The sequence below is a fragment of the Streptomyces sp. NPDC048290 genome (assembly GCF_040652095.1).
In the GTDB taxonomy this organism is placed as follows: Bacteria; Actinomycetota; Actinomycetes; order Streptomycetales; family Streptomycetaceae; genus Streptomyces.
The window spans coordinates 438914-462639 of the sequence record NZ_JBEZLM010000002.1 but is presented as its reverse complement, the minus strand read 5'-3'; the positions used below and the strand labels follow the sequence as shown (position 1 = coordinate 462639).

Annotated in this window: 15 protein-coding genes; 8 read left to right on the top strand and 7 right to left on the bottom strand. The window is 72.4% G+C overall.

Features of this window, described 5'->3' with window-relative positions; genetic code table 11:
- The first annotated feature begins 217 nt into the window (after positions 1-217).
- Positions 218-445 (top strand): type I-E CRISPR-associated protein Cas6/Cse3/CasE, encoded by a 228-nt coding sequence (locus AB0D49_RS04190; protein ID WP_362750355.1) that lies wholly within the window; start codon positions 218-220, stop codon positions 443-445.
- Between the two features lie 19 nt (positions 446-464).
- Here AB0D49_RS04190 and AB0D49_RS04185 read toward each other — a convergent pair whose 3' ends face one another.
- The 6 genes from AB0D49_RS04185 to AB0D49_RS04160 all read right to left on the bottom strand — a co-directional run bounded on the left by AB0D49_RS04185 (position 465) and on the right by AB0D49_RS04160 (position 6837).
- Positions 465-1226 carry a thioesterase domain-containing protein gene (locus AB0D49_RS04185; RefSeq protein ID WP_362750352.1) on the bottom strand — a complete coding sequence of 254 codons (762 nt, stop codon included), beginning with the start codon at positions 1224-1226 and terminating at the stop codon, positions 465-467.
- Positions 1223-1972, bottom strand: coding sequence for an alpha/beta fold hydrolase (locus AB0D49_RS04180; RefSeq protein WP_362750349.1), 750 nt, complete (start codon positions 1970-1972; stop codon positions 1223-1225). The genes AB0D49_RS04185 and AB0D49_RS04180 overlap by 4 nt, the downstream gene beginning before the upstream one ends.
- 139 nt (positions 1973-2111) lie before the next feature.
- Positions 2112-3404 (bottom strand): cytochrome P450, encoded by a 1293-nt coding sequence (locus tag AB0D49_RS04175; protein ID WP_362750346.1) that lies wholly within the window; start codon positions 3402-3404, stop codon positions 2112-2114.
- On the bottom strand, positions 3388-5238 hold the full coding sequence (locus tag AB0D49_RS04170; protein WP_362750343.1) for a non-ribosomal peptide synthetase: 1851 nt from the start codon (positions 5236-5238) through the stop codon (positions 3388-3390). The genes AB0D49_RS04175 and AB0D49_RS04170 overlap by 17 nt, the downstream gene beginning before the upstream one ends.
- Before the next feature lie 59 nt (positions 5239-5297).
- The gene (locus tag AB0D49_RS04165) at positions 5298-5516 is read right to left on the bottom strand and encodes an MbtH family protein (protein ID WP_362750340.1); all 219 of its coding nucleotides are present in this window, start codon (positions 5514-5516) and stop codon (positions 5298-5300) included.
- Positions 5517-5730: 214 nt separating this feature from the next.
- Positions 5731-6837, bottom strand: coding sequence for a branched-chain amino acid aminotransferase (locus tag AB0D49_RS04160; RefSeq protein WP_362750337.1), 1107 nt, complete (start codon positions 6835-6837; stop codon positions 5731-5733).
- A 253-nt stretch (positions 6838-7090) separates the two neighbouring features.
- On the opposite strand from AB0D49_RS04160, the gene vioD reads away from it, so the two are divergent.
- From vioD to AB0D49_RS04145, 3 genes are read left to right on the top strand one after another with little or no spacing between them, the layout of a single operon-like run.
- Positions 7091-8224, top strand: a complete 1134-nt coding sequence (gene vioD, locus AB0D49_RS04155; RefSeq protein ID WP_362750334.1) for a capreomycidine synthase — start codon at positions 7091-7093, stop codon at positions 8222-8224.
- Entirely contained in the window at positions 8221-12903 is a 4683-nt protein-coding gene (locus AB0D49_RS04150; protein WP_362750331.1) for an amino acid adenylation domain-containing protein, read from the top strand. The genes vioD and AB0D49_RS04150 overlap by 4 nt, the downstream gene beginning before the upstream one ends.
- Positions 12900-16739: an amino acid adenylation domain-containing protein gene (locus AB0D49_RS04145; RefSeq protein ID WP_362750328.1), complete on the top strand. Its 3840-nt coding sequence runs from the start codon at positions 12900-12902 to the stop codon at positions 16737-16739. Before AB0D49_RS04150 ends, AB0D49_RS04145 begins: the two co-directional genes overlap by 4 nt.
- Positions 16740-16922: 183 nt before the next feature.
- Here the strand turns inward: AB0D49_RS04145 and AB0D49_RS04140 are convergent, their stop codons facing one another.
- Positions 16923-18173 (bottom strand): cytochrome P450, encoded by a 1251-nt coding sequence (locus AB0D49_RS04140; RefSeq protein WP_362750325.1) that lies wholly within the window; start codon positions 18171-18173, stop codon positions 16923-16925.
- A gap of 190 nt (positions 18174-18363) precedes the next feature.
- Here AB0D49_RS04140 and AB0D49_RS04135 point away from each other — a divergent pair, with 190 nt between their 5' ends.
- From AB0D49_RS04135 to AB0D49_RS04120, 4 genes are all read left to right on the top strand, one after another.
- Entirely contained in the window at positions 18364-19890 is a 1527-nt protein-coding gene (locus AB0D49_RS04135; protein WP_362750322.1) for an aldehyde dehydrogenase family protein, read from the top strand.
- A 58-nt stretch (positions 19891-19948) separates the two neighbouring features.
- Positions 19949-21298: an L-lysine 6-transaminase gene (lat, locus tag AB0D49_RS04130; RefSeq protein WP_362750320.1), complete on the top strand. Its 1350-nt coding sequence runs from the start codon at positions 19949-19951 to the stop codon at positions 21296-21298.
- Positions 21299-21724: 426 nt separating this feature from the next.
- A complete protein-coding gene (locus AB0D49_RS04125; protein ID WP_362750317.1) occupies positions 21725-22480 on the top strand; it encodes a response regulator transcription factor in 756 nt (251 codons plus the stop codon).
- Positions 22477-23718 carry a crosslink repair DNA glycosylase YcaQ family protein gene (locus AB0D49_RS04120; RefSeq protein ID WP_362750314.1) on the top strand — a complete coding sequence of 414 codons (1242 nt, stop codon included), beginning with the start codon at positions 22477-22479 and terminating at the stop codon, positions 23716-23718. Before AB0D49_RS04125 ends, AB0D49_RS04120 begins: the two co-directional genes overlap by 4 nt.
- Positions 23719-23726: the final 8 nt, after the last annotated feature.

Here is a 23726-nt window from a genome sequence, read left to right as displayed (position 1 = left end):
AGCGTCGAAGCGTGACCGTTGGCACGCACGTCGTGATACCGGACGCAGCATGGCCGACTGGCTTGCCGAACTTGTGGGCCGGAGCGTCGGGTTAGCCGTATCGGTCTCCGCCCTAGCTCGGGGAGGGGGGTGAGGGGGCTGCCCCGGACCTCGATCCGCCGCGCGAGGGCCTCCACGAGCGGCCCGGCCTTGTGGGCGGGGCAGGTCGAGGACGTACGTGGAGCGTTCGGCGGTGCTGGTCAGCGGGCGGAGCTGGTGTGACCGGCTCGCCGTGCGGATGCTCCCGGTCGTGTCGAGCCCGGCACCGCACAGAGGGCTGCGTATCGCCCGCGCCGAGGTCAAGGGCACCCTCACGGTCACCGACCCCCCGGTGTTCGTCGCGGCGCTCACCCAGGGCATCGGTCATGCGCGGGCCTACAGTTGCGGGCTGATCCTCGTCCGCTGAACGGCTCCACACAGTGGCGTCATGTCAGGTGGTCCACGATCGCGCGGACCACCTGCTGACGGCCCGCGTCGTCGAAGAAGTGGCCGCCGGGGACCGGAGTCAGGCTGAAGGGGGCGCGGGTCTCTCGGGACCAGTCCGTCATCCGGTCGGGGTGGGCCTCGGGGTCCTCGGTGCCGGCGAAGGCGTGGACAGGGAGGTCCAGGGGGGTGGAGGGGTGGAAGCCGTGGGTGCTCAGGACGGTCAGGTCGGCGCGCAGGGTCGGGAGGAGGCCGGCGAGGAGTTCGGGCTGGTCCAGGACCTCCACGGGGGTGCCGCCCATCTCGCGGACATAGCCTTCGAGGCCGTCGTCGCGGCCGTCCCACTCCCACTGGCCGTCGTCGCACGCGGGGGCGACGCTGGCGGCGACGAACAGGGCGCGTGGGAGGGGGAGTTGGCGTTCGCGCAGGGCGTGGGTCAGGGCCCAGGAGACGCGGGCTCCCATGCTGACGCCGTAGAAGGCGAAGGGGCGGTCCAGGAGGGGGTGGATGGCCTCGATCAGGTCGTCGATCAAGGGGGTCATGCGGTCGTAGGGCTGTTCGGTGAAGCGGTCGGCGCGGCCGGGGAGCTGGACGGCGACCGGCTCGATGTACCAGGGCAGGTCCTGCGGCCAGCGGCGGAACAGTGCCGCGTTGCCGCCCGCGAAGTGGAAGCAGAACAGGCGGGTCTCGGCGGGCCCGGTGCGGCCGAACCGCTTGAACCAGCGGCGGTCGACGTCCGCGCCCGGCGTGGTGGTGCCGGTCATCGGGAGGACGCTTTCAGGAGGTGGGCGGACATCAGGTCGAGGAGGCTCTCGGGGGCTTCCATGAAGGCGTGGTGGCCGCCGTCGAGGAGGACCGACGTGGTCTCGCCGCACTTCGTCCAGCCGGTCATGTCGGCGTAGGGGATCTCGTCGTCCTCGGTCCAGCCGATGGCGGTGATCGGGCCGGGCAGCCCGTACGGGTCGGGCATCACGTACCGCTTGTTGGTGTCGACGTCCGCGCGGAGGATCTCCAGGTAGAGGGAGAGCAGCTCGCTGTTGGGGTTGCCGCCCATGCGGCGCATCAGGCTCTCCAGTTCGGCCTTCAGCTCGGTGTCGTCCATGGACAGGAAGCGGCCCGCGGGTCCGTCCTGCGGGGCGACCTGGGAGGAGATGTAGAGCTGGGACGCGGCGGGGCCGCCGGTGCGGGCCAGTTCGGCGGAGGTCTCGTAGGCGGCGAGCGCGGAGCCGCAGTGGCCGAAGAAGGCGAAGGGGACGTCCAGGTGGTCCCGTAGTCCGGCGGACATGGCTTGGGCCAGTTCCTGGTACGTGGTGAAGTTGGGCTCGGCGAAACGGGTCTCGTGGCCCGGGAGTTCCACCGGGACGAAGTCCACGCCCTTCCACTGGCGCGGCCACTGGCGGTACATGCTGGCGCCGCATCCCGAGTAGGGGATGAGGAACACCCGCGCTACGGCGTCGGCCGACGGCCGGTGGGGCAGCCACGGGTTCCGGCCGGACGGGCGAGGGGTCATCGACGGGTCTCCAGGGGTCGGGAAGGGCGGAGGGGCTCAGCGCCGGCCGGCGGGGGCGGGGGCGAGGGCAGGGGACTCAGCGCCGGTGGGCAGGAGCAGGGGCGGGGGCTCAGCGCCGGCGGGCGGCGGGGGCGGGGGCTCAGCGCCGGCTGGCGGTGATCGGCAGGTGTTTGTAGCCGGAGATGAAGTTCGAGACCAGGCGCGAGCGCTCCCCCGCGTACCCGAAGTCCTTGAACCGGGTGAGGAGTTCGGTGAAGAGGATCTTCAGGGTGACCCGGGCCACGGTGTGGCCGACGCAGTAGTGCGGGCCGATCCCGAACGCCATGTGTTTGTTGGGGCGGCGGCGCAGGTCGAAGGTGTCGGGCCGCTGGAACACCTCCGGGTCGCGGTTGGCGGAGCCCAGCCAGACCACCACGGCGTCACCGGCCTTGATGCGGGTGCCGCGGATGACGGTGTCGTTGACGGCGTAGCGCATGAAGTGGCTGACCGGGGAGCCCATGCGCAGGGCCTCCTCCACGGCGGTGGGGGTGACACTGAGGTCGGCCGCCCAGGTGTCCAGCAGGCCGTCCTCGACATGGGTGGCCAGCATGTAGTTCGGGGAGTGGGGGGTGGTGACCACGGCGCCGAGGAGCACGCTGTAGCAGTTCGACATCACCTCGCCCGGGGTCATGCGCCGGCCGTCCACCTCGGTGGTGATCAGGACGCTGATCAGGTCGTCGCCCAGGGCGCGGCGGCGTTCGCCGTAGATGTCCTGGAAGTAGGCGAACAGCTGGCGGTGGGCGTGGTCCAGGGTGGCCTGGGTGCCGCCGGGCAGCCGGTACTCGGGGTCGTCGGCGGCGATGGAGGAGTTGAGGAGGGTCGCGAGCCACGGCCAGTCCTTGCGGGGCAGGCCCATGGACATGCCGCCGACGGCGACCGGCAGGGCGAGCATCGCCTCGGCGAAGTCGAACGGGCCGCCGTCCTCCAGGGGCTTCAGGATCTCCAGGACCAGGTCGCGGATCATCTGGTCCTGGCGTTCGATGGCCTTGATGGCCATGGCCTTCTGGAGCCGGGCGCGCATGATCGTGTGCCGGGGCGGGTCGGTGGCCGCGATCTGCCGTCCGCCCGCCGGGTCCTCGACGCCGAGGATGTTCAGCAGGGTGCCGCGCTCGGAGGTGAAGGTGTGGGAGTCGCGCAGCACCTGGTCGGCGTCGTGGTAGTTGGCCACCGACCAGAAGCCGTTGTTGTCGTCGACCTGCTGCCAGGTGAGGTGGTCCTTCGCGCGCAGGTCCGCCCACAGGGGGTGGAAGTCGCCGTGGCTGTAGAGGGCGGGGTCGGCGAGGCCCATGGCCGCCTTGCCGACCGGGCAGCCGGGCGCGGGCTGGGCGGGGATCACGGGGCACCCGGCGGCGAGGGCGGTCGCCGCGGCGGGCGGTTCATCGAGCGGTGGCATCCTCGGCCTCCTGGGTCGACTCGGGTGTGCCCGACTCCTCGCCCCGCCGCAGTCCCTCGGCGAGGTCCGCGATCGTCGGGCGCAGGTACAGGGTCCGGGCGGGCAGTTCGACGTTGAAGTCGCGTTGCAGCGCGGCGAGCAGTTCGGCGGCCATCAGGGAGTGCCCGCCCAGCTCGAAGAAGTTGTCGGTGGAGCCGATGGGCTCGACGTCGAGGGCGTCGCTCCAGATCGCGGCGAGGCGCCGTTCCAGGTCGTCGGCCGGTTCGACGTAGTCGTTCCACACATTGCGCGGGATCTTCGCGGAGGGCAGGGCGCCGCGGTCGACCTTGCCGTTGGCGTTGAGCGGGATCTCCGGCAGGGCGAGGATCGCCCAGGGGACCAGATGGGCGGGCAGGACGGCCGCGAGTTTCTCGCGCAGGCCCGCGCCGAACTCCGCGGCCTCCTCCTCGGTGATGCCGCCCACGGCGACATAGGCGAGGAGCCGGGTGTCGCCCGCCCCGTCGGTGTGGGTGAGGGCGGCGGCCTCCTCGACCCGGGGGTACTTGAGGAGTTCCGTCTCGACGGTGCTGGGCTCGACGCGGTAGCCGCGGATCTTGACCTGGCGGTCGGCGCGGCACAGGAAGTCCAGGGCGCCGTCGGGCAGTTCGCGCACGATGTCGCCGGTGCGGTACATGCGGCGGCCCGGTTCGGGGCCGAAGATGTCGGCGACGAACTTCTCCGCCGTGGCGCCCGGCTTGTTGAGATAGCCGGTGGCGACGCCGTCGCCGCCGACCCACAGTTCGCCCCACTCGCCGGGCGGGACGGGGCGCATGGCGTCGTCCAGGACGGCGGCGGTGGTGCCGTGGATGGCGGTGCCGATCGGCACCCGCTCGTTGTCGCTGCTCTCCCGGGTCGTCCAGCAGGTGGTGAAGGTGGTGTTCTCGGTCGGGCCGTAGCCGTTGGTGAACGTCAGATGCGGATGCGCGGCGAGGACCCGGCGGACATGGTCGGGCGAGAGGACGTCACCGCCCGCGAGGAGGTGGCGTACGGTGCCCAGGGCGTCCAGGTGGTGGGCGACCAGCTTGTGGAAGAGACCCGAGGTCAGCCACAGGATGGAGACGCCCTCGTCGTGGATGGTCTTGACGATCTCGTCCAGGTCGGCCCGCCCGGACGGGGCCAGGGCGAGCCGGCAGCCCTTGACCAGCGAGGTCCAGATCTCGAACGTCGACACATCGAAACCGACCCGGGTGATCTGGAGGAAGACGTCGTCGGGGCGTACCTCGATCCAGTCGGGCGTGTCGATCAGCCGGAAGATCGCGCGGTGCGAGACCACCACGCCCTTGGGGACGCCGGTGGAGCCCGAGGTGTAGCAGACGTAGGCGGGGCTGTCCGGGCCGATCTCGGTGGCGGGCAGCAGTCCCGGGCGGTCGGCGGCGGGGTCTGCGGGGTCGTCACGGTCGTCTATGGACAGCACGTGGGCTATGCCGTCGGCCAGGGGGGCGGTGGCCGTGTCGACCACGGCGAAGCGGGCCCGCGCGTCGTCCAGGATGCGGGCGCGCTGTTCGCCCGGCTCGGCCGGGTCGAGGTAGAGATAGGCGCCGCCCGCCTTGAGGATCGCGGTCAGGACGACCATGAGGTCCATGGAGCGGTCGAGCAGCACCGCGACGACGCTGCCGCCGCCGACGCCCGCCGCGCGCAGCCGCCGGGCCAGGGCGTCGGCGCCCATGTCGAGCTGCTGGTAGCTGAGGCTGCGGTCGCCGTGGCTGATCGCGGTCGCCCCGGGAGTCCGCGCGGCCTGTTCCGCGACCATGTCGTGCACACAGCGCGGCGAGCGGGCTGACTGAAGGCTACCCATCACTGACTCCTGCCTGGTGATTCTTGGCTCGGCCCGACGGCCGCTGCGGTGCTGCGGGTTCACCGGGAGGCGGAGGCCGCCGCGGGGTCCTGGCGTGCGCTGAGCGGGCGCAGATCGGTCCACCGCTCGTCGATGTGGTCGAGGCAGGACTGCCGGGTGCCTTCGTGGACGGCGGTCCAGCCCGCTGGGGTGTCCAGCTTGACCGGCCAGAGCGAGTGCTGCTCCTCGGCATTGACGAGAACGGCGAAGGTCCCCTCGGAATCGTCAAAGGGATTCATTGCATGGGCTCCTTGAATTGGCGGCCGGAAGGGGAGCGGACCGGACGGGAATGCCGCAGCGAGGTTTCGAAAGGGCGTCGGCGGCAACCGGGGAATTCCCGGCGGACCGCGCACTCGGGTCGCCCGATTACCGTGGGACGTCGAGCTGAAGCTACCCGGACGGTCTCTCCGCGTGGTGTCACATGAAAGGACGACATCGGGCCCCGGCGCGGGCTCAGCCCACCTTGTACACCCAGCTGTCCGGGTCGGGCAGCCGCCCGTACTGGATGCCGAGCAGTTCCTCGCGCAGCCGCCGGGTGACCGGTCCGGGCTCGCCGTCGCCGATGGTCCAGCCCTTGCCGCCGGCTCCCTTGACCCGGCCGACGGGGGCGATGACGGCGGCGGTCCCGCAGGCGAACGCCTCGGTCATCCGCCCCGACGCGCACAGCTCCTGCCACTCGGGCACCGACACGGGCCGTTCCTCGGCGGCCAGGCCGAGCCTCGGGGCCAGCCGGAGCAGGGAGTCACGGGTGACGCCGGGCAGCAGCGTGTCGGTCAGCGGCGGTGTGACGAGCGTCGGTCTGCCGCCGCCGCCCTCGTCGAGGACGAAGAAGACGTTCATGCCGCCCATCTCCTCCACCCAGGTGTGCTCGGCCGCGTCCAGCCACACCACCTGGTCGCAGCCCTCGGCGACGCCCTGGCGCTGGGCGGCGAAGGCGGCGGCGTAGTTGCCGCCGACCTTGGCGGCGCCGGTGCCGCCGGGCGCGGCCCGGGTGTACTCCTCGGACAGCCACACGGTGAGCGGGCGCAGCCGTTCGCCGGGGCCGAAGTAGGCGGTGGCCGGGGAGGCGAACACCACGAACAGATAGCTGCGCGAGGGAAGCGTGAAGCCCAGCTCGGGCTGGGTGGCGATCATCAGGGGGCGCAGATAGAGGCTCTCGCCGACGCCCTCGGGGACCCAGGCGGCGTCCTGGTGGATCAGCAGCTCCAGGGCGCGCAGAAACGTCTCCTCGGGGAGGTCGGGCATCGCCAGGCGCGCGGCGGAGCGGTTGAACCGGGCGGCGTTGACCCGTGGCCGGAACAGGGCGGTGCCACCGCCCTGCTGCCGGTACGCCTTCATGCCCTCGAAGCACTCCTGGCCGTAGTGGAAGACGGAGGCGGAGGGGTCCAGGCCGATCGGACCGTAGGGTTCGAGCCGTCCGTCGTGCCAGCCGCGGTCCTCGTCCCAGCGCGCGGTGACCATGTGGTCGGTGAAGGTCCGGCCGAAGCCGGGGGCGGCGAGCAGCGCCGCGCGTTCCCCGTCCGGCACCGGCCGGTCACTGGTACGGATCTCGAAGTCCACCGGCTGACCACCTCTTCTCTTCCGCGCACTTCCGCGCACTTCCGCGCTCTTCCCCGCCCGGACCGGGCGGGTGAAAGCCTTTGTCGGCGCCTCGAAAGTACCCGCGCCCGGCGGGCGACGCGGTGTCACATGAAAGAACGACATGCGGGCCGGGGGCCGGTGAAGGAGGCTGACTGACCGAGGCTGGGGAAGCTGTCGAATTCCGGCTTCGCGCAGTTCCACCGAAGTGGCCGCGGACGGGATGGAATTACGTATGGGCATCGCCATTGCCAAGCTGGAAGCCTGGATGCGCGACTACTACCACAAGGTCGATCACGACATCGGCAGCAGCGGCGTACGCGATCTGTCCATGGCGGAACTGCGCGCGCTGTGCGGGTTCGAGCTGTCCGAGCTGGACTCGCTGGTGCTGCACGACAGCGAGGCGTACGGCGGCCCCGGACTGCGCTCCGCGCTCGCCGACCGCTGGACCGGCGGGGACGTCGACCCGGTGATGGTCACCCACGGGTCCAGCGAGGCGATCTACATCGTCATGCACACCCTGCTGTCAGCGGGCGACGAGGTGATCGTCGTGGACCCCGCCTACCAGCAGCTCTACGACATCGCCCAGTCGATGGGCTGCCGGATCACGCGCTGGCCGCTCCGCGCCGACCGGGGCTTCTCCCCCGACCTGGAACTGCTGCGGAAACTCGCCGCGTCCGGTCCCAAGATGATCGTGGTGAACTTCCCGCACAACCCGACCGGCGTGTCGATCACCGCCGAGGAGCAGGACGAGCTGGTCGCCATCGCCGCCGCGTCGGGCGCCTGGCTGGTGTGGGACAACGCGTTCGGCGAGATGACCTACACCGGGGAGCCGCTGCGTCCGCCGCACGACCGCTACGACAAGGTCATCTCCTTCGGCACCCTCTCCAAGAGCTACGGCCTGGCGGGGATGCGGGTGGGCTGGTGTCTGGCGCCGCGCGCCCTGCACGAGGAGATGGCGGTGCTGCGCGACTACATCGCGCTGTACGTCTCCCCCGTGCTGGAGTTCTTCGCCGAGCACGCGGTGCGCAACGCGGACCGGATCGTGGCGCTCCAGCGGGAACACGCGGGCGCCCAGCTGAAGATCCTCACGGACTGGGCCGCCGGGCTGCCCGACCTGGTGCGGCTGACCCCGCCCGACGGCGGGGTGACGGCCTTCGTCGAGTTCCCGCGCCTGCCCGACGTGGAGCGCTCCTGCCGCAGGCTCGCGGAACAGCACCGGGTGCTGCTGGTGCCCGGCATGTGCTTCGGCGACGACTTCCGCTCCTACGCCCGGCTCGGTTTCGGCGGCACCACCGCCGAGCTGACCGCCGGACTCTCCTCCCTCGAACGCGTGCTGCGTGCAGACTCCCGGACGGTGGCGGCATGACCGACGACCTTCAGGCCCGTATCGCGGCGCTCTCGCCGGACAAGCGGGAGGTGCTGGAGCGGCGGCTCGCCGCGATGGCGGCCGAGCGCGCCCCGGCCACCGCCGGGCGGATCGTGCCGCGCGACCGCGGTGTGCCGACCCCGCTGTCGTTCGCGCAGTTGCGCGAGTGGACCACCGGCCGGCTGCGCGGCTCCAACAACATCGGCGGCGCCCTGCGGCTCGTCGGCGATCTCGACCTGGACCTGCTCAGCCGGGTCCTCACGGAGATCGTCGACCGGCATGAGGCGCTGCGCTCCACGGTCGAGCTGGACGGCCGTACCCCGGTGCAGGTGGTGCATCCGGTCACGCCGGTGCCGACCCCGGTGGTCGACCTGACGGACCTGCCCGCCGAGGAGCAGCCCGCAGAGGTGCGGCGAAGGGCCGACGCCGAGCTGGTGCGGCCCTTCGCCCCCGAGGATGTGCAGCGGCTGCGGCTCCAGTTGCTGAGGCTGGCCCCGGACACCCATGTGGCGCTGTTCACCACCGACCACGCGGCGTCCGACGCCTGGTCGATGGCCATCCTGGTCCGGGAGTTCGTGACCCTGTACGGCGTCCACCGCGGCGGCGGCACGGGCGGACTCCCGGCGCCGGAGATCCAGTTCGGCGACTTCGCCGCGCTCCAGGCGCGGGAGTACACCGATGAGCGGATCGCCGCCGAACTCGCCTACTGGAAGCGGGAGCTGGACGGGGCGCCGACCCGGCTCGCGCTCCCCGTCGACCGGCCCTACCCGGCCCGGCCGACCTTCGCGGGCGCCCAGTACCACATCGACCTCGCGCCCGAGCTGAGCGACGAGCTCAAGGTGTTCAGCGAGCGGGAGAACGCCTCGCTGTTCATGGTGCTGCTGGCCACGTTCTCGGTGCTGCTGCACCGGTACTCGGGGCAGGACGACCTGGTGATCGGGTCGGCCATCTCCGGCCGCAACCGGGTCGAGACCGAGCAGCTCATCGGCTGCTTCGCCAATCTGCTGCCGCTGCGGATGCGGCTCGCCCAGGACCAGACCCTGCGCTCCCTGGTGCACGCCGCCCGGTCCACCACGACCTCCGGCTACGACCATCAGGATCTGCCGTTCGAACGGCTGCTGGAGCAGCTCGGCATCGGGCGGGACGCGGCGCAGACCCCGCTGATCCAGGTGATGGTCAATGTGCTGACCGCCCCGGCGAACACCCTCGCGGTGCCGGGGCTCACCATCGCGCCGGAGCCGATGGACATCGGCCCGGTCTCCATCGACCTCACGCTGTTCGCGATGCCGCGCGGCGACACCGTCTCGCTCCAGTGGCAGTACAGCACCGAGCTGTTCGACACGGCGACGGTGGAGCTGCTGGCGGCGCAGTTCGTGCATGTGCTGCGGCAGTTGGTGACGGCGCCGGACACGGCGGTCGGCGAGGTCGAGTTCATCGTCGCCCCGGCCGCGGCGGCGACCGGCACGGCGGTGGACCACGGGCCCGGCTTCGTGGAGCTGTTCCAGCGGCGCGCCGCGCTCGCCCCGCACACCACGGCCGTCACCCACGGCGGGACCGCCGTCAGCTACGCGGAGCTCAACCGGGACGCCAACCGGCTCGCGCACGAGCTGCGTGCCCGGGGCGTCGGCCCTGAGGTCCCGGTGGGCGTCCTGCTGGACCGGTCGCCCCGGATGGCCGTCGCGATCCTCGCGGTGCTCAAGGCCGGGGGCTACTACGTGCCCCTGGACACGTCGTACCCGGCGGAGCGGCTCGCGTTCATGCTCACCGACGCGGACGTGCGGGTGCTGGTCACGGAGGAGGCACCGGCCGCGGCGCTGACCGCGGCGGGCGGCCCGCTGCCCGGCGAACTCGTCCTGGTGGACGCCCCCCTGGACCGGCCCGACCACGATCTGCCCACGCTGCCGGGACCGGCCACCCCGGCGTACATGGTGTACACATCGGGTTCGACGGGGCGGCCCAAGGGCGCCCAGATCGAGCACCGTTCGCTGGTGACCTTCGCCCGGGACGTGGTGGAGCGGTTCGGGCTGGGCAGCGGGGACCGCTTCCTCCAGTTCGCCTCGCCCAGTTTCGACGTCCTCGTGGAGGAGCTGTTCCCCATCTGGCTGGCCGGGGGCGCCGTGGTGATCCCCGCCGAACGGATGCTGGGCGGCGGCGCCGACCTCGCGGAGCTGGTCGAGCGCGAGCAGGTCACGGTGATGGAGCTGCCCACCGCGTACTGGCACGAGTGGACACGCGCGCTGCGGCGCCAGGACCGCGCTCTCTCCGACCGGCTCCGTCTGGTGATCATCGGCGGCGAGCGGGTCCTGCCCGACCGCATCACGCTGTGGGAGCCGCTCGGTGTGCCGCTGATGCATGTGTACGGCCTGACGGAGACGACGGTCAGCTCGACGTTCTTCCGGATCGACCCGGTCGACCAGGCCCGCGACTGGCCCAATCTGCCGATCGGCACCCCGCTGCCCTCGGCGGACCTGCGGATTCTCGACGCCCGGCTGCGGCCGGTCCCCGTGGGCGGGCTCGGCGAGCTGTACATCGGCGGGGTCGGTCTGGCCCGCGGCTACCACGGCCGCCCGGCGCTGACCGCGCAGCGGTTCGTCGCCGACCCCGACCCGGCGCACCCGGGCGCGCGGCTGTACCGCACCGGTGACCTGGTCCGGCAGCGGCCGGACGGCAACCTGGAGTTCGTGTCCCGGGTCGACACCCAGATCAAGATCCGCGGCTTCCGGGTGGAACCGGCGGAGATCGAGGCCGTCCTCAGTCTGCATCCGGAGATCACCGAGTCGGTGGTCGTGGTGCACGAGCCCGAACCCGGCGACAAGCGGCTCGCGGCGTACGTCGTCCCGCGTAGTGCCCCCGGACCCGCCGCCGCCGAGCTGCGGGAGTTCCTCGACAAGGAGCTGCCGCCGTACATGGTGCCCTCGGCGTTCGTCGCGATCGACGCGGTGCCGCTCACCCCGAACGGCAAGATCGACCATGCCGCGCTGCCCGCGCCCACCGCCGAACGCCCCGCCGAACCGGAGGGTTTCGTCGCCCCGGACAACCCGGTGGAGCAGCGGCTCGCGGAGATCGTCGCCGGGGTCATCGGCCTCCCGAAGGTCAGTGTGCACGACAACTTCTTCGAGCTGGGCGGCGATTCGATCCTGGCCATCCAGGTGGTCGCGCAGGCACAGGACATCGGCATCCGGATCTCCCCGCTCGACCTCTTCGAGCACCCCACGGTCGCGATGCTGGCGGCGGTGACCACGGCCGCGCCGGTCATCGACGCGGAGCAGGGCGTGGTCAGCGGGCCGTCGCCGCTGACCGCGCTCCAGCGCTGGTTCTGCGGCGCCGACCTCGCCGACCCGCACCACTGGAACGTCTCCGCCCTGCTCGAACTGCGCGCGACCTACCCGCCGGAGACGCTGCGGGAGGCGGTGGCGCAGCTCCTCGTCCACCATGACGGGCTGCGCCAGCGGTTCCAGTTCAACGGGGTGCAGACCCGGGTGCGGATCGCCCTGCCCGACTCCCGTACGCCGTTCACGGCGCACGATCTGTCCGGGCTGGCGGCGGCGGAGCAGGAGCGCCGGGTCACGGAGCTGACCGCCGAGGCGGCGGCGGGCCTGCGGCCGTCCGTCGGCCCGCTGGTCCGCTTCGAGTTCTTCCAGCTCGGCGCGGACCGCCCCGACCGGCTCGCGGTGATCGCACACCATCTGGTCGCCGATGTCACCTCGCTGCGCATCCTGATCGAGGATCTGCGGACCGCGCTGCTGGCGCTGGGCGCGGGCCGGACCGTGGCGCTGCCCGCGAAGACCACGTCCTGGCAGTCCTGGGCCCGCCGGCTGGCGTCGTACGCCACGACCCAGCCGGTGCAGTCGCAGCGGCCGTACTGGACGGAGGTCGTCGGGGAGACGGCCGGTCCGCTGCCCTCGGACGCGGCGGACGCCCCCGGTCCCGGCACGGTCGCCGACGCCCGCGAGGTCGTCGCGCGGCTCGGCGCCGAGGAGACCACCGCACTGCTCCAGAGCGTGCCCGCCGCGCACACCTGCCGGATCGACGACGTCCTGCTGAGCGCACTCGGCCGGACCCTCGGCGCCTGGACCGGCGCGCCCCGGACCGTGATCGACCTGCGGCGGCACACCCGTGAGCGGGTGTTCGGCGACATCGAACTGGCCCGCACCACGGGCTGGCTGGACACCGTGCACCCGGTCGCCCTGGTCAGCGAGCCCGGCGCCACCCCCGAGACCGCGCTGAAGTCGGTCAAGGAGGCGCTGCGGGCCGTGCCCGAGGGCGGGCTCGGCTGGCAGTTGCTGCGCCAGGGCACCGATCCGCTGCCGCCGTCCCCGGCGGAGCTGGTCTTCGCGTACACCGGGCAGGTGGACGAGCCGTCGCCCGCCACGGACGGGTTCACCGTGACCGGTCCCGCCGGTCCCGCGGCGAGCCCGCGCGCCCGGCGCCCGTACGCGCTGGAGGTCCGGGCCGCCATCCGGGGCGGACAGCTCACCGTCACCTGGGAGTACCACCACCGGCTGCACCACCGGGAGACCGTCGAGCGGCTCGCGCAGGGCCTGCTGGCGGAGCTGCGCGCCCTGCTGTCCGGCGGTGACAGCACGCCCACGGCGTCGGACTTCCCGCTGGCCCGGGTCGACCAGGCGCAGCTCGACGGACTGCTCGGCCGGCTCGGGGCGGGCGGGGACACCCCGTGACCGCTTCCGGCGTCGAGGACGTCTACGAGCTGTCGCCCCTCCAGCAGGGGATGGTGCTGCACACCCTGTACGGCGGTGACCCGGACACATATCTCGCACAGCGCAGCTTCGAGATCGAGGGGGCGCTCGACGCCGATCTGCTGGAGCGGGCGTGGCAGCAGGTGGTGGCGGCGCATCCGGCGCTGCGGACCTCCTTTCACTGGGAAGGGCTGGACAAGCCGCTCCAGGTGGTGCACCGGGATCCGCCGAGCGCGCTGGAGCGGCACGACTGGTCGGACGTGGACGGCGGCGAGCAGTCGGCGCGGTTCGAGCGGCTGCTCGCCCAGGACCGGTCGGCGGGCTTCGACCTGGAGCGGCCCCCGCTGCAACGGCTGCGTCTGATCCGGCTGGGCGAGCGGCGGCACGGGTTCGTGTGGACCCATCACATGCTGCTGCTGGACGGCTGGTCGGTGCCGATCGTGCTCGGCGACCTCGTCCGGCGCTACCGCGCTCTCGTGACCGGCGCTCCCGCGCCGGACGCGCCCGCGCCGTACCGGGACTACATCGCCTGGCTCCAGCGCCAGGACATGGCGGCGGCCAGGACCTGGTGGAGCGGGGCCCTTTCGGGCCCCTCCGGCGGCGGGCGGCTCGGCCCGCTGCTGCGGCTCGACCCGCGGCGCGGTCCCGGCCCGGTCGAGGAGGTCCGCCGGGATCTGCCGCCCGGCCTCGCCGAGGCGCTGCGCACGGTCGCCGCCCGCCATCAGGTCACCCTCAGCACGGTCCTCCAGGCCGCCTGGGCGCTGGTCCTGCGCCGGTTCAGCGGGGACGCGGAGGTCACCTACGGGTGCACCAGCTCGGGGCGCCCGGCCGAACTGCGGGGCGTCGACGCGATCGTCGGCTCGTTCATCAACACCCTGCCGATCCGGGTCACCGTGCCCGACGACGGCGAGCTGGCCGACTGGCTGCGCGAGGTCCAGACGCGGCACTCCACGGCCCGCCGCTACGAGTACACCCCGCTGGCCCAGATCCGGGGCTGGGCGGGGCTGCCCGGCGACCAGCCGCTGTTCGAGAGCGTCGTCGTCCTCGACAACTACCCCCTCGCGCTCGGCGGCGGCGACCTGGCCGGGCAGTTCTCCATCCGTCCGGTCAACGACTTCGAGAAGACCAGCGAGGCGCTGACCCTGATCGTGACGCCCGCGCCCGCCTCCGTGGTGCGGCTGGTGTTCCACCGCGAACGGTTCGAGCCGGGCGCGGTCGACGCCATGATGGCGTACCTCTTCCGGGTGCTGGCCGCGCTCACCGGGGCGGGGACCGTCTCCGCTGTGCTGCGGACCGCCGGGGAGCGTACGGCGGACGTGCCGGTGACGCGCGTGGCCTACCCGGACGCGGGCCGCACCCTCACGGAACTGGTCGAACGGCAGGCGGCGGCTACCCCCGGGGCGGTCGCCGTCCACGCGGACGACGGCACTCTCACGTACGCGGAGCTGCTGGAGCGCGCCCGGCGGACGGCGGGCGCGCTCGCCGCGGCCGGGGCGGGTCCCGGCGAGGTCGTCGGCGTCTGCGCGGACCGCTCCCTCGACCTGGTCACGGGCGTGCTCGGGGCCCTGCTGACCGGCGCCGCCTATCTGCCGCTGGAGCCGTCGCTGCCGTCCGCCCGGCTGGCGTTCATGGCGCGGGAGGCCGGCATGACGGTGGCCTTCGCCTCACCAGAGCACGCGGAGACCGCCGCGCGGGCCACCGGACGCCCCGTCCTGACCCCGGCGGACCGCGCGGACACGCACTGTCGGACGTCCGGCCGCTCCGACGACACCGCCTACGTCCTGTTCACGTCCGGCTCCACCGGGCGCCCCAAGGGCGTCGCCGTCACCCACCGGGCGATCGTCAACCGGCTGCTGTGGATGCAGGAGACGTTCCCGCTCGGCGCCGCCGACCGGGTGCTCCAGAAGACCCCGCTGAGTTTCGACGTGTCGGTGTGGGAGCTGTTCTGGCCGCTGACGACGGGCGCCACCATGGTGCTGGCCCGCCCCGGCGGACACCAGGACAGCGCCTATCTGGCCCGGATCATGACCGAACGAGCCATCACCGTCGCGCACTTCGTGCCGTCGATGCTCCAGCTCTTCCTGGACGAGCCCGTCGAGGCGCCCGCGCTGCGCCGGGTCATGTGCAGCGGCGAGGCGCTCCCGTACCCGCTGGTGGAACGCTTCCGGGCGGTCCTGCCCCAGGTGGAGCTGCACAATCTGTACGGGCCGACCGAGGCCGCCGTCGATGTCACCTGGTGGGACTGCGCCCGGCCCGCGCCGCAGGGGGTTGTCCCGATCGGGGACGCGGTCGCGAACACCGGGGCGCACGTCCTGGACGACCGGCTGGAGCCCGCGCCGCCCGGAGTGCCGGGCGAACTCTTCCTCAGCGGCGTGCAGTTGGCGCTCGGCTATGTCAACCGCCCGGCGCTGACCGCCGAACGGTTCGTCGCGCACGACCTGGCGGGACCCGGCGGACGCCTCTACCGCACCGGCGACAAGGCGCGCCGGCTGCCGGACGGGGCGCTGGAGTTCCTCGGCCGGATCGACCAGCAGGTGAAGATCCACGGCTACCGGATCGAGCTGGGGGAGGTGGAGCAGGTCCTGCTCGCCCAGCCGACGGTCCGGGAGGCGGTGGTGACCGTACGGGACGGGGCGCGCCTCGCCGCGTACGTCACCGGCGACTCCCCCGACCCGGCCGCGCTGCGGGACGCCCTGCGCTCGGCGCTGCCCCGCTACATGGTCCCGGCCACGGTGACCGCGCTGCCGGAGATGCCGCTCACCCACAACGGCAAGCTGGACCGCCGCGCCCTGCCCGACCCGGCTCCCGTGACGGGCGGGGCGGCCGGGGACGCGCCGGGGTCCGCGCGGGAGGAGAGCGTCGCCGCGGTCTTCCGCGACCTGCTGGACCTGCCCGCCGTGGACGTCCGCGCGAGCTTCTTCGACCTCGGCGGCGACTCCTTCGCCGCGGTCCGGGCGGTACGGCGGATCGAGGGCGCCACGGTGGGGCTGCTCGCCGCCCACCCGAGCGTGCGTGAACTGGCGGCGGCGCTCGACGCGGCGGAGGAACCCGGGCTGCTGCTCCGGCTGACCCCGTCCGACCGGGCGGCGGAACACACCCTGGTCTGCGTCCCGTTCGGCGGCGGCAGCGCCATCGGCTACCAGCCCCTCGCGGGCAGCCTCGACCCCGGCCTCGCCCTGCTGGCCGTGGCCCTGCCCGGCCACGAACTGGGCGGCGACCCGGGACTGAGACCGCTCGGCGAGGTCGCCCAGGAGATCGCGGACGAGGTCCTGAAGACCGTGGAAGGACCGGTCTCGGTCTACGGCCACTGTGTCGGGGTGGCACTCGCCGTGGAGGTGGTACGGCGGCTGGAGACGGCCGGACGGCCCGTCGAGCGGCTGTTCGTCGGCGCGTCGTACCCGTTCTACGAGAGCCGGTTCGCGCGGCGGCGCCGTGAGGGTCCGGACGCCGACCGGGCGGAGATGCGCTACCTCCAGTCGCTCGGCGGCTTCGGCGGAGTCGTCGAGGACGACGAACTCGCCTTCGTCATGCGGGCGTTCCGGCACGACGCGGCGGCGGCCCAGCGCTACTTCACCGAGCACTGGCCACGCCGTGGCCGCGTCGAGCCGCTGGCCGCGCCGGTCACCGTCGTCATCGGCACGGCCGACCCGGAGACCGCGCGCTACGAGCGCAAGCACCGGGTGTGGGGACGCTTCGGCTCCTCCGTCACCCTGGCGACGGTCCCCGACGGCGGCCACTACTTCCTGCAACAGCAGCCGGGGACTCTGGCGACGGTGATCGCGTCCGCGACGGGGGAGGGGGGACGGGGGGTCGGGTGACCATGGGTGGGCCCAGGGGACGCCGGATACTTCCCGGCGTCCCCTGGGCTGGGGCCTGTCGTTTGGATCATCCCGGCGCCCCTCCCGGGGCGGGCCTGTCGGAGTCCCGCGCGCTCCGGTGGCGCGGTTGAGGCCCCGCCCCTCAACTCGGGGCGGGGCTCACGGCGTCGGGGGCGGCCCCCGCTACTCCGGCAGGGCGCGGGGCGTCTTCCGTGGCGTCACCGATGTCGGCAGGACCGCGAAGCCGCGTTGGTGGGGGGAGTGGACGCGGCGGGCGTACGTCAGGTCGATGTCGTAGTCCGCGATCCGTGCGCCGATCTCCTCCAGGGCTATCTTGATCTCCAGCTTGGCGAGGGCGGCGCCCAGGCAGTAGTGCGGGCCGTGGCCGAAGCTGATCAGCTGGCTGGTGTCCCGGTCCAGGTCGAAGCGGTCGGGGTCGGTGAAGACCCGGCGGTCGCGGTTGCCGGAGGCGGGGAGGATCGCGACCCGGGAGCCGGCCGGGAGGTGGACGTCGTGCAGCACGGTGTCCTCGGTGACGGTCCGGGCGACCATCTGGCTGGCCGAGTCGTAGCGCAGGGTCTCCATCGTCCAGTCGTCGGGGCGGTCGTCGAGGCCCGCTCGTTTCACGTCCGGGTGCAGCCAGCCGTGGTACCAGGCGTTGCCGATGACCTTGCCCGTCGACTCGTTCCCGGCGGTGATCAGCAGGAAGAGGAAGGCGACGATCTCCGAGTCGGTCAGCGCCCGGTCCTTGACGCGTACGTCCAGCAGATGCGAGGTGAGGTCGTCGCCGGGGTGGCGGCGCAGCTCCGTGACATGGGAGACGAAGTAGGCGGCGAGGCGCAGGGCGGCCTGGACGGAGCCGGGCGGGCGGTCCTCCTCGCCGTCGCCCCGCATGTTCAGCATGTCGGTGTCGGCGCGGATCAGGTCCCAGTCGGCGGCGGGGATGCCGACCATGTCGCACACGATGTCGTTGGGCAGGGCCGCCGCGTAGTCCCCGGCGAAGTCGAACTCGCCCTCCTCCAGCAGCGGCAGCAGCCGCTCACGGGCCAGCTGCCGGATGCGCGCCTCCTGACCGGTGACGTGCCGGGCGGTGAAGCCGCTGGAGACCAGGGTGCGCAGCCGGCCGTGCTCGGGCGGGTCCATGGCGAGGAAGAAGCTGGTCTTGTACGCCTCGGGACCCCACAGCTCGGTCTCCAGCGAGATGCCGTTGCGGTTGGAGTACAGCTTCGGGTTGCGCAGCGCGGAGAGCACGTCGGCGTGCCGGGACAGCGCCCAGAAGTCGCGTGCCGCGTTGCGGTAGACGGGCTCGTGCTCCCGCATCCAGGCATAGACCGGGTAGGGGTTCTCGTGCAGATCCCACGAGAACGGGTCGTACGAGGGCCGCTCCGCCGCGTCGATGCCGTCGTCCTGTCGGGCCGGGCTGTCGGTGCGCATCTATACAACTCCAGTGCCGGTACGAACAGGGCCCCCTGCGCCCTGTCTCAGGAACGTACGACGCCCGCGGCCCACTGTCCTGTCACGCGAACCGGGGGCTACCTGTCCGCTCCGTGACGACCTGAGCTGGTGACTGCCGACCGTCGGGAACTCCGTCGGCCGCGGCCCGCCCGACGTCTCAGGAGGACGCATGACTTCTCTGGTCCTGCCCGCCACCCACGATCTGCGGACCCGTGCCCGTGCGTGCCTGGACCGTATCGGGGTGGTGGTCCCGGAGGGCGGCGACCTGTACGCCAGGACCCCGATCACCGGCGAGGACCTGTTCGGGCTGCGCGGCGGCGACGCGGCGGAGACGACGGCGGCCGTGACCGCCGCCCACGACACCTTCCTCACCTGGCGCTCCACCCCGGCGCCGCGCCGCGGCGAGATCGTGCGCCGGTTCGGCGACCTGGTGCGCGCGCACCACGACGACCTGGCCGAGCTGATCACCCTGGAGGCGGGCAAGATCCGGGCCGAGGCGTACGGCGAGGTCCAGGAGATGATCGACATCGCGGACTACGCGGTCGGTCTCTCCCGCCAGCTGTACGGGCGGGTCATCGCGTCCGAGCGGGCCGGTCACCGGATGACGGAGAGCTGGCATCCGCTGGGGGTCGTCGGGATCATCTCCGCGTTCAACTTCCCGGCGGCGGTGTGGGCCTGGAACACCACGGTCGCGCTGGTCTGCGGTGACACGGTGGTGTGGAAGCCGTCCGAGCAGACCCCGCTGATCTCGCTGGCCTGCGCCCGGCTGCTGGCGCGGGCGGCCGAGGAGAGCGGCGCCCCGGCGGACATCCACCGGCTGCTGATCGGCGGGCGGGAGACGGGTGAGGCGCTCGTCGACGATCCGCGGGTCGCGCTGGTCAGCGCCACCGGGTCGACCCGGATGGGCCGCGCGGTCGGTCCCCGGGTGGCCGCCCGCTTCGGGCGTTCCCTGCTGGAGCTGGGCGGCAACAACGCGGCGATCGTCGCCCCCAGCGCCGACCTGGAACTGACGCTCCCCGCGGTGGTCTTCGCCGCCGCGGGCACCGCCGGTCAGCGCTGCACCTCGCTGCGGCGGCTCATCGTGCACCGGGACGTGGTGGACGAGCTGCTGCCCCGGCTGACCGCCGCCTTCGAACGGCTGCCGGTGGGCGACCCGTTCGAGGAGGGCACCCTGGTCGGCCCGCTGATCTCCCCGGCGCCGCTCGCCGCCCTGGAAAGCGCCCTCGCCCGGGTCACCGAGGACGGCGGCAAGCTGCTCACCGGCGGCGACCAGGTGGCGACGGCGGCCGGGTCCGCGGCGTATGTGCGGCCCGCGATCGTGCGGATCGACGGACACAGCCCGGTCGTCCGGGAGGAGACGTTCGCGCCGCTGCTGTACGTGCTGACCTACGACACCCTCGACGAGGCGATCGCGCTCCAGAACGACGTGCCGCAGGGACTGTCCGCGAGCATCTTCACCCAGGACCAGCGGGAGGCCGAGACCTTCCTGTCGGCGGTGGGCGCCGACACCGGTCTGGTCAACGTCAACCTGGGCACCTCGGGGGCGGAGATCGGCGGCGCGTTCGGCGGCGAGAAGGAGACCGGCGGGGGCCGGGCGTGCGGCTCGGACGCGTGGCACGCGTACATGCGCCGGTCGACGGCGGTCGTCAACTACTCGGGCGAGGTGGCCCTCGCCCAGAACATCAGCTTCTCCTGACCCGTTTCTCCTGACCGGTGATGTCGCCCTGTCGCCCCCCTCGACGCAAGGAACTCCCATGACTCTTCCCCCCACGGGCTCCATCACCCCGGACCAGGTGCACACCAGCCTGGCCGCCCATCTGCTGGTCGACGGGTACCCGTTCGTGCTCGATCTGGAGCGCAGCCGGGGCAGCCGGCTGGTCGACCGGCTCACCGGGCGGGCGTATCTCGATCTGTTCACCATGTACGCGTCCAGTCCGCTGGGTCTCAATCCGCCGGACGTCGCCGACGACCCGGAGTTCGGCCGGCTGCTGGCGAAGATCGCCGCCAACAAGCCGTCGAACGCGGACGCCTACACCACGGAACTCGCCGAGTTCGTCGCCACCTTCGCCCGGGTGCTGGGCGACCCGGAGCTGCCCCACCTGTTCTTCGTCGAGGGCGGGGCGCTGGCCGTGGAGAACGCGCTGAAGTGCGCCTTCGACTGGAAGAGCCGGCGCAACGAGGCGGCGGGCCGCCCGGCCACGCTGGGCACCCAGGTGCTGCATCTGCGGCACGCCTTCCACGGCCGCAGCGGCTACACCCTCTCGCTGACCAACACCGAACCGGTCAAGACCGAGCGGTTCCCGGTCTTCGACTGGCCGCGGATCGACGCCCCCGCGATCCGCTTCCCGCTCGCCGACCATCGCGCCGAGGTCGAGGAGGCGGAGCGGGCGGCGCTCGCCCAGGCCGAGGCGGCGTTCCGGGCGCACCCGCACGACATCGCGTGCTTCATCGCCGAGCCGGTCCTGAGCGAGGGCGGCGACAAGCATCTGCGCCCCGAGTTCCTCCAGGCGATGCAGCGGCTGTGCCTGGAGCACGACGCGCTGTTCGTGCTGGACGAGGTGCAGACCGGGGTGGGGCTGACCGGGACGCCCTGGGCGTACCAGCAGTTGGGCATCGCGCCGGACCTGGTGGCGTTCGGCAAGAAGGCGCAGGTCGGCGGGGTCATGGCCGGGCGGCGGGTGGATCTGGTGCCGGATCATGTGTTCCGGGTGAGCGCCCGGGTGGGGTCGACCTGGGCGGGCGGTCTGGTCGACATGGTCCGCTCGCGGCGGCTGCTCGAAGTCATCGAGCGGGACGGGCTGATCGAGCGCGCCGGGACGCTGGGCGAGCTGCTGCTGACGGGGCTGCGGTCGCTGGCCGACCGGTTCCCCGCGCTGGTGTCCAACGCCCGGGGGCGCGGGCTGATGTGCGCCTTCGATCTGCCGTCGACGGCGTTCCGGGACTCCTTCGTGGCGATGCTCCGCGAGGAGGAGGGGGTCCTCGTCCTCCCCGGCGGCGAACTCGGCGTCCGGTTGCGGCCCGCGCTGTCGGTGAGCCCGGAGGAACTGTCCGCCGCGCTCGACGCGTTCGCGCGGGCGCTCAAGCGCTCCAGCGACGGCGGGTAGCGCGGACGGCGACGGCGGGGAGCGCGGACGGCGACGGCGGGTAGCGCGGACGGCGACGGCGGGTAGCGCGCGCGGCCGGTGACGGCCGGGTGGCGCGCCGGTCGCCTCCCGGACCGGACGGCCCGGACGCAGAGGTGACGAACCGCCTTCGGGGGACACATCGTAGAACAACCGGAATAGGCCGGTCTAAGCCGATGAATGGCTGGTTCATGTGTCCCCCGAAACAGCTACAGGATGATCGGTAATCCGCTGATAACATACCGATTTGATTCGAGAAGTACTGCCCGGGACCGCAGTTCACTCGATAACGGGGACTTGCGGCCGGGCCGCGCGTGGGAAGGCGGCTGAGGCGACACAATTGCCCATAGCCGTTCTTTGCATCTGTATATCGATGTGCTTGCACGCAACACGGCTACAAGACGGGGAATGATGATCAGGACCGAAGTAATCACGGCGTCTCCCATCTATCTGGCCGGACTCGTCCAGGTTCTGGACGGTTCGGGAATCGATGTCACCGTCCGCTCGTCCCAGGCGAATCCGCTCCGGCGCACTGATGTAATCCTGCTCGACTCCGAAGTCCTGCCCATCGATTCCGTGCACTACATCACCGAACTCGCCGCCCATACACCGGTCCTCGTCGTCAATCACAGCCCCGCCGCAAGTTATGACGCCTATCTGATGGCGGGTGCCTCCGGCGTCATTCACAAACGCGGATCGGTGGCGTGCATCGTGCGCGCCGTTCAAGCCATCGCCGCCGGTTCCCGGGCCACCCCGTGCCAGCGCGACGACGCCCAGTCCCCGTCCTCCTGCGGCTGCACCGGCGCACCGACCGCGGCGGAACGCGTGGCCGCGCCCGACGGCAATCTCTCCGACCGTGAGGCGCAGGTGCTGCGCCAGATCTCCCGCGGTCTGACCCACGGCCAGATAGCGACCCGGCTGGGCATCAGCCCGCACACGGTCGACACCTACGTCAAACGCATCCGTGCCAAGCTGGGCGTCGGCAACAAGGCGGAACTCACACGTGTCGCCCTGCTCGGACAGCAGCCCCCGGCCCCGCTGCCCGCGCCGTCGCCGGTCGCCCCGCTGCCCGCGCCGGCCGCCCGGACGACCCACGGCGGCGAGTGCTTCCTGGGGCTCGGCCGGTCCCGCGGGGAGCTGGCACAGCAAGGAGCGGCCCGATGACCCCGTCCACGGCACTTCCCACCCTCAGCACGGCCGAGGCCCGCCGGCTCGCGCTGACCCGGCAGCAGCTGACCGGCTCCCGCCCCGAGCCGACGCCTGAGGGCCTGCGGACCGTACTGCGCGCGCTGCGCTACCTCCAGCTCGACCCGGTGAGCGTCGTGGCGCCCAGCCATGAACTGGTGGTGTGGAGCAGGCTGGGCACCGCGGCGACCCCCCACCTGGCCACGACGTGGTGGCAGGAACGCCAGCTGTTCGAGTACTGGGCGCACGCGGCGGCCATCGTCCTCACCGAGGACTATCCGCTGCACCGCGCCACGATGGACGCCTACCCGCCGCCCAACCGGTCCTTCACCCAGGTCTGGATGGACGCCAACGAGGTGCTCCTCAAGCACATCCTGTCCCGGCTCGCCGAGGGCACCCCGCTGCCCACCGAGGCGTTCGACGACTGCGCGGCCATGGACTGGCCGTCCTCCGGCTGGACCGCGGGCCGCAACGTCGAGCGGATGCTGACCTTCCTCTGGCTCCAGGGCAAGGTGATGGTGCAGGCCCGCGAGGGCGGCCTGCGCCTGTGGGGACTGCCCGACGCGTGTCTGCCCGCGGACGCCGACCGGCGCCCGATGTCACCCGAGCAGAAGGTCATCACGGCCACCGAACACACCTTGCGCGCCCTGGGAGTGGCCCGGCCGCTGGACATCAAGCAGTACTTCCTGCGCGGTCAGTACGACGGTCTGCCCGGCGTGCTGCGCGCCCTCACCGAGCAGGGCAAGGTGATCCCCGTACGGGTCGAGGGCGGCAAGCCGTCCGAGACCTGGTACGTGCACACGGACGCGGAGGAGGAACTGACGGCGATCCGCTCCGGCGCGTGGCAGGGCCGCACCGCCCTGCTCTCCCCCTTCGACAACCTCGTCAGCGACCGGCGGCTGACCCAGCGGCTGTGGGACTTCGACTTCCGCAACGAGATGTACATCCCCAAGGCCAAACGGGAGTACGGCTACTACCTGCTGCCGATCGTGCACGACGACCGGCTCGTCGGCCGCATCTCCCCGCGCCTCGACCGCAAACGGGACAGCCTGGTCGTCGAGGGCATCCATCTGGAGCCCGGCGTCCAGCCGACGGCCGCGCTGCGCCGCGCGGTCGTCGCGGAGTTGGAGGAACTCGCCGTCTTCCGGGGCGTGGGCGGGATCGAGTACGGCGAGGTGCTGCCGGACGGATGGCGTACCGCGCTCGTCGGGTCCTGACGGGCCGC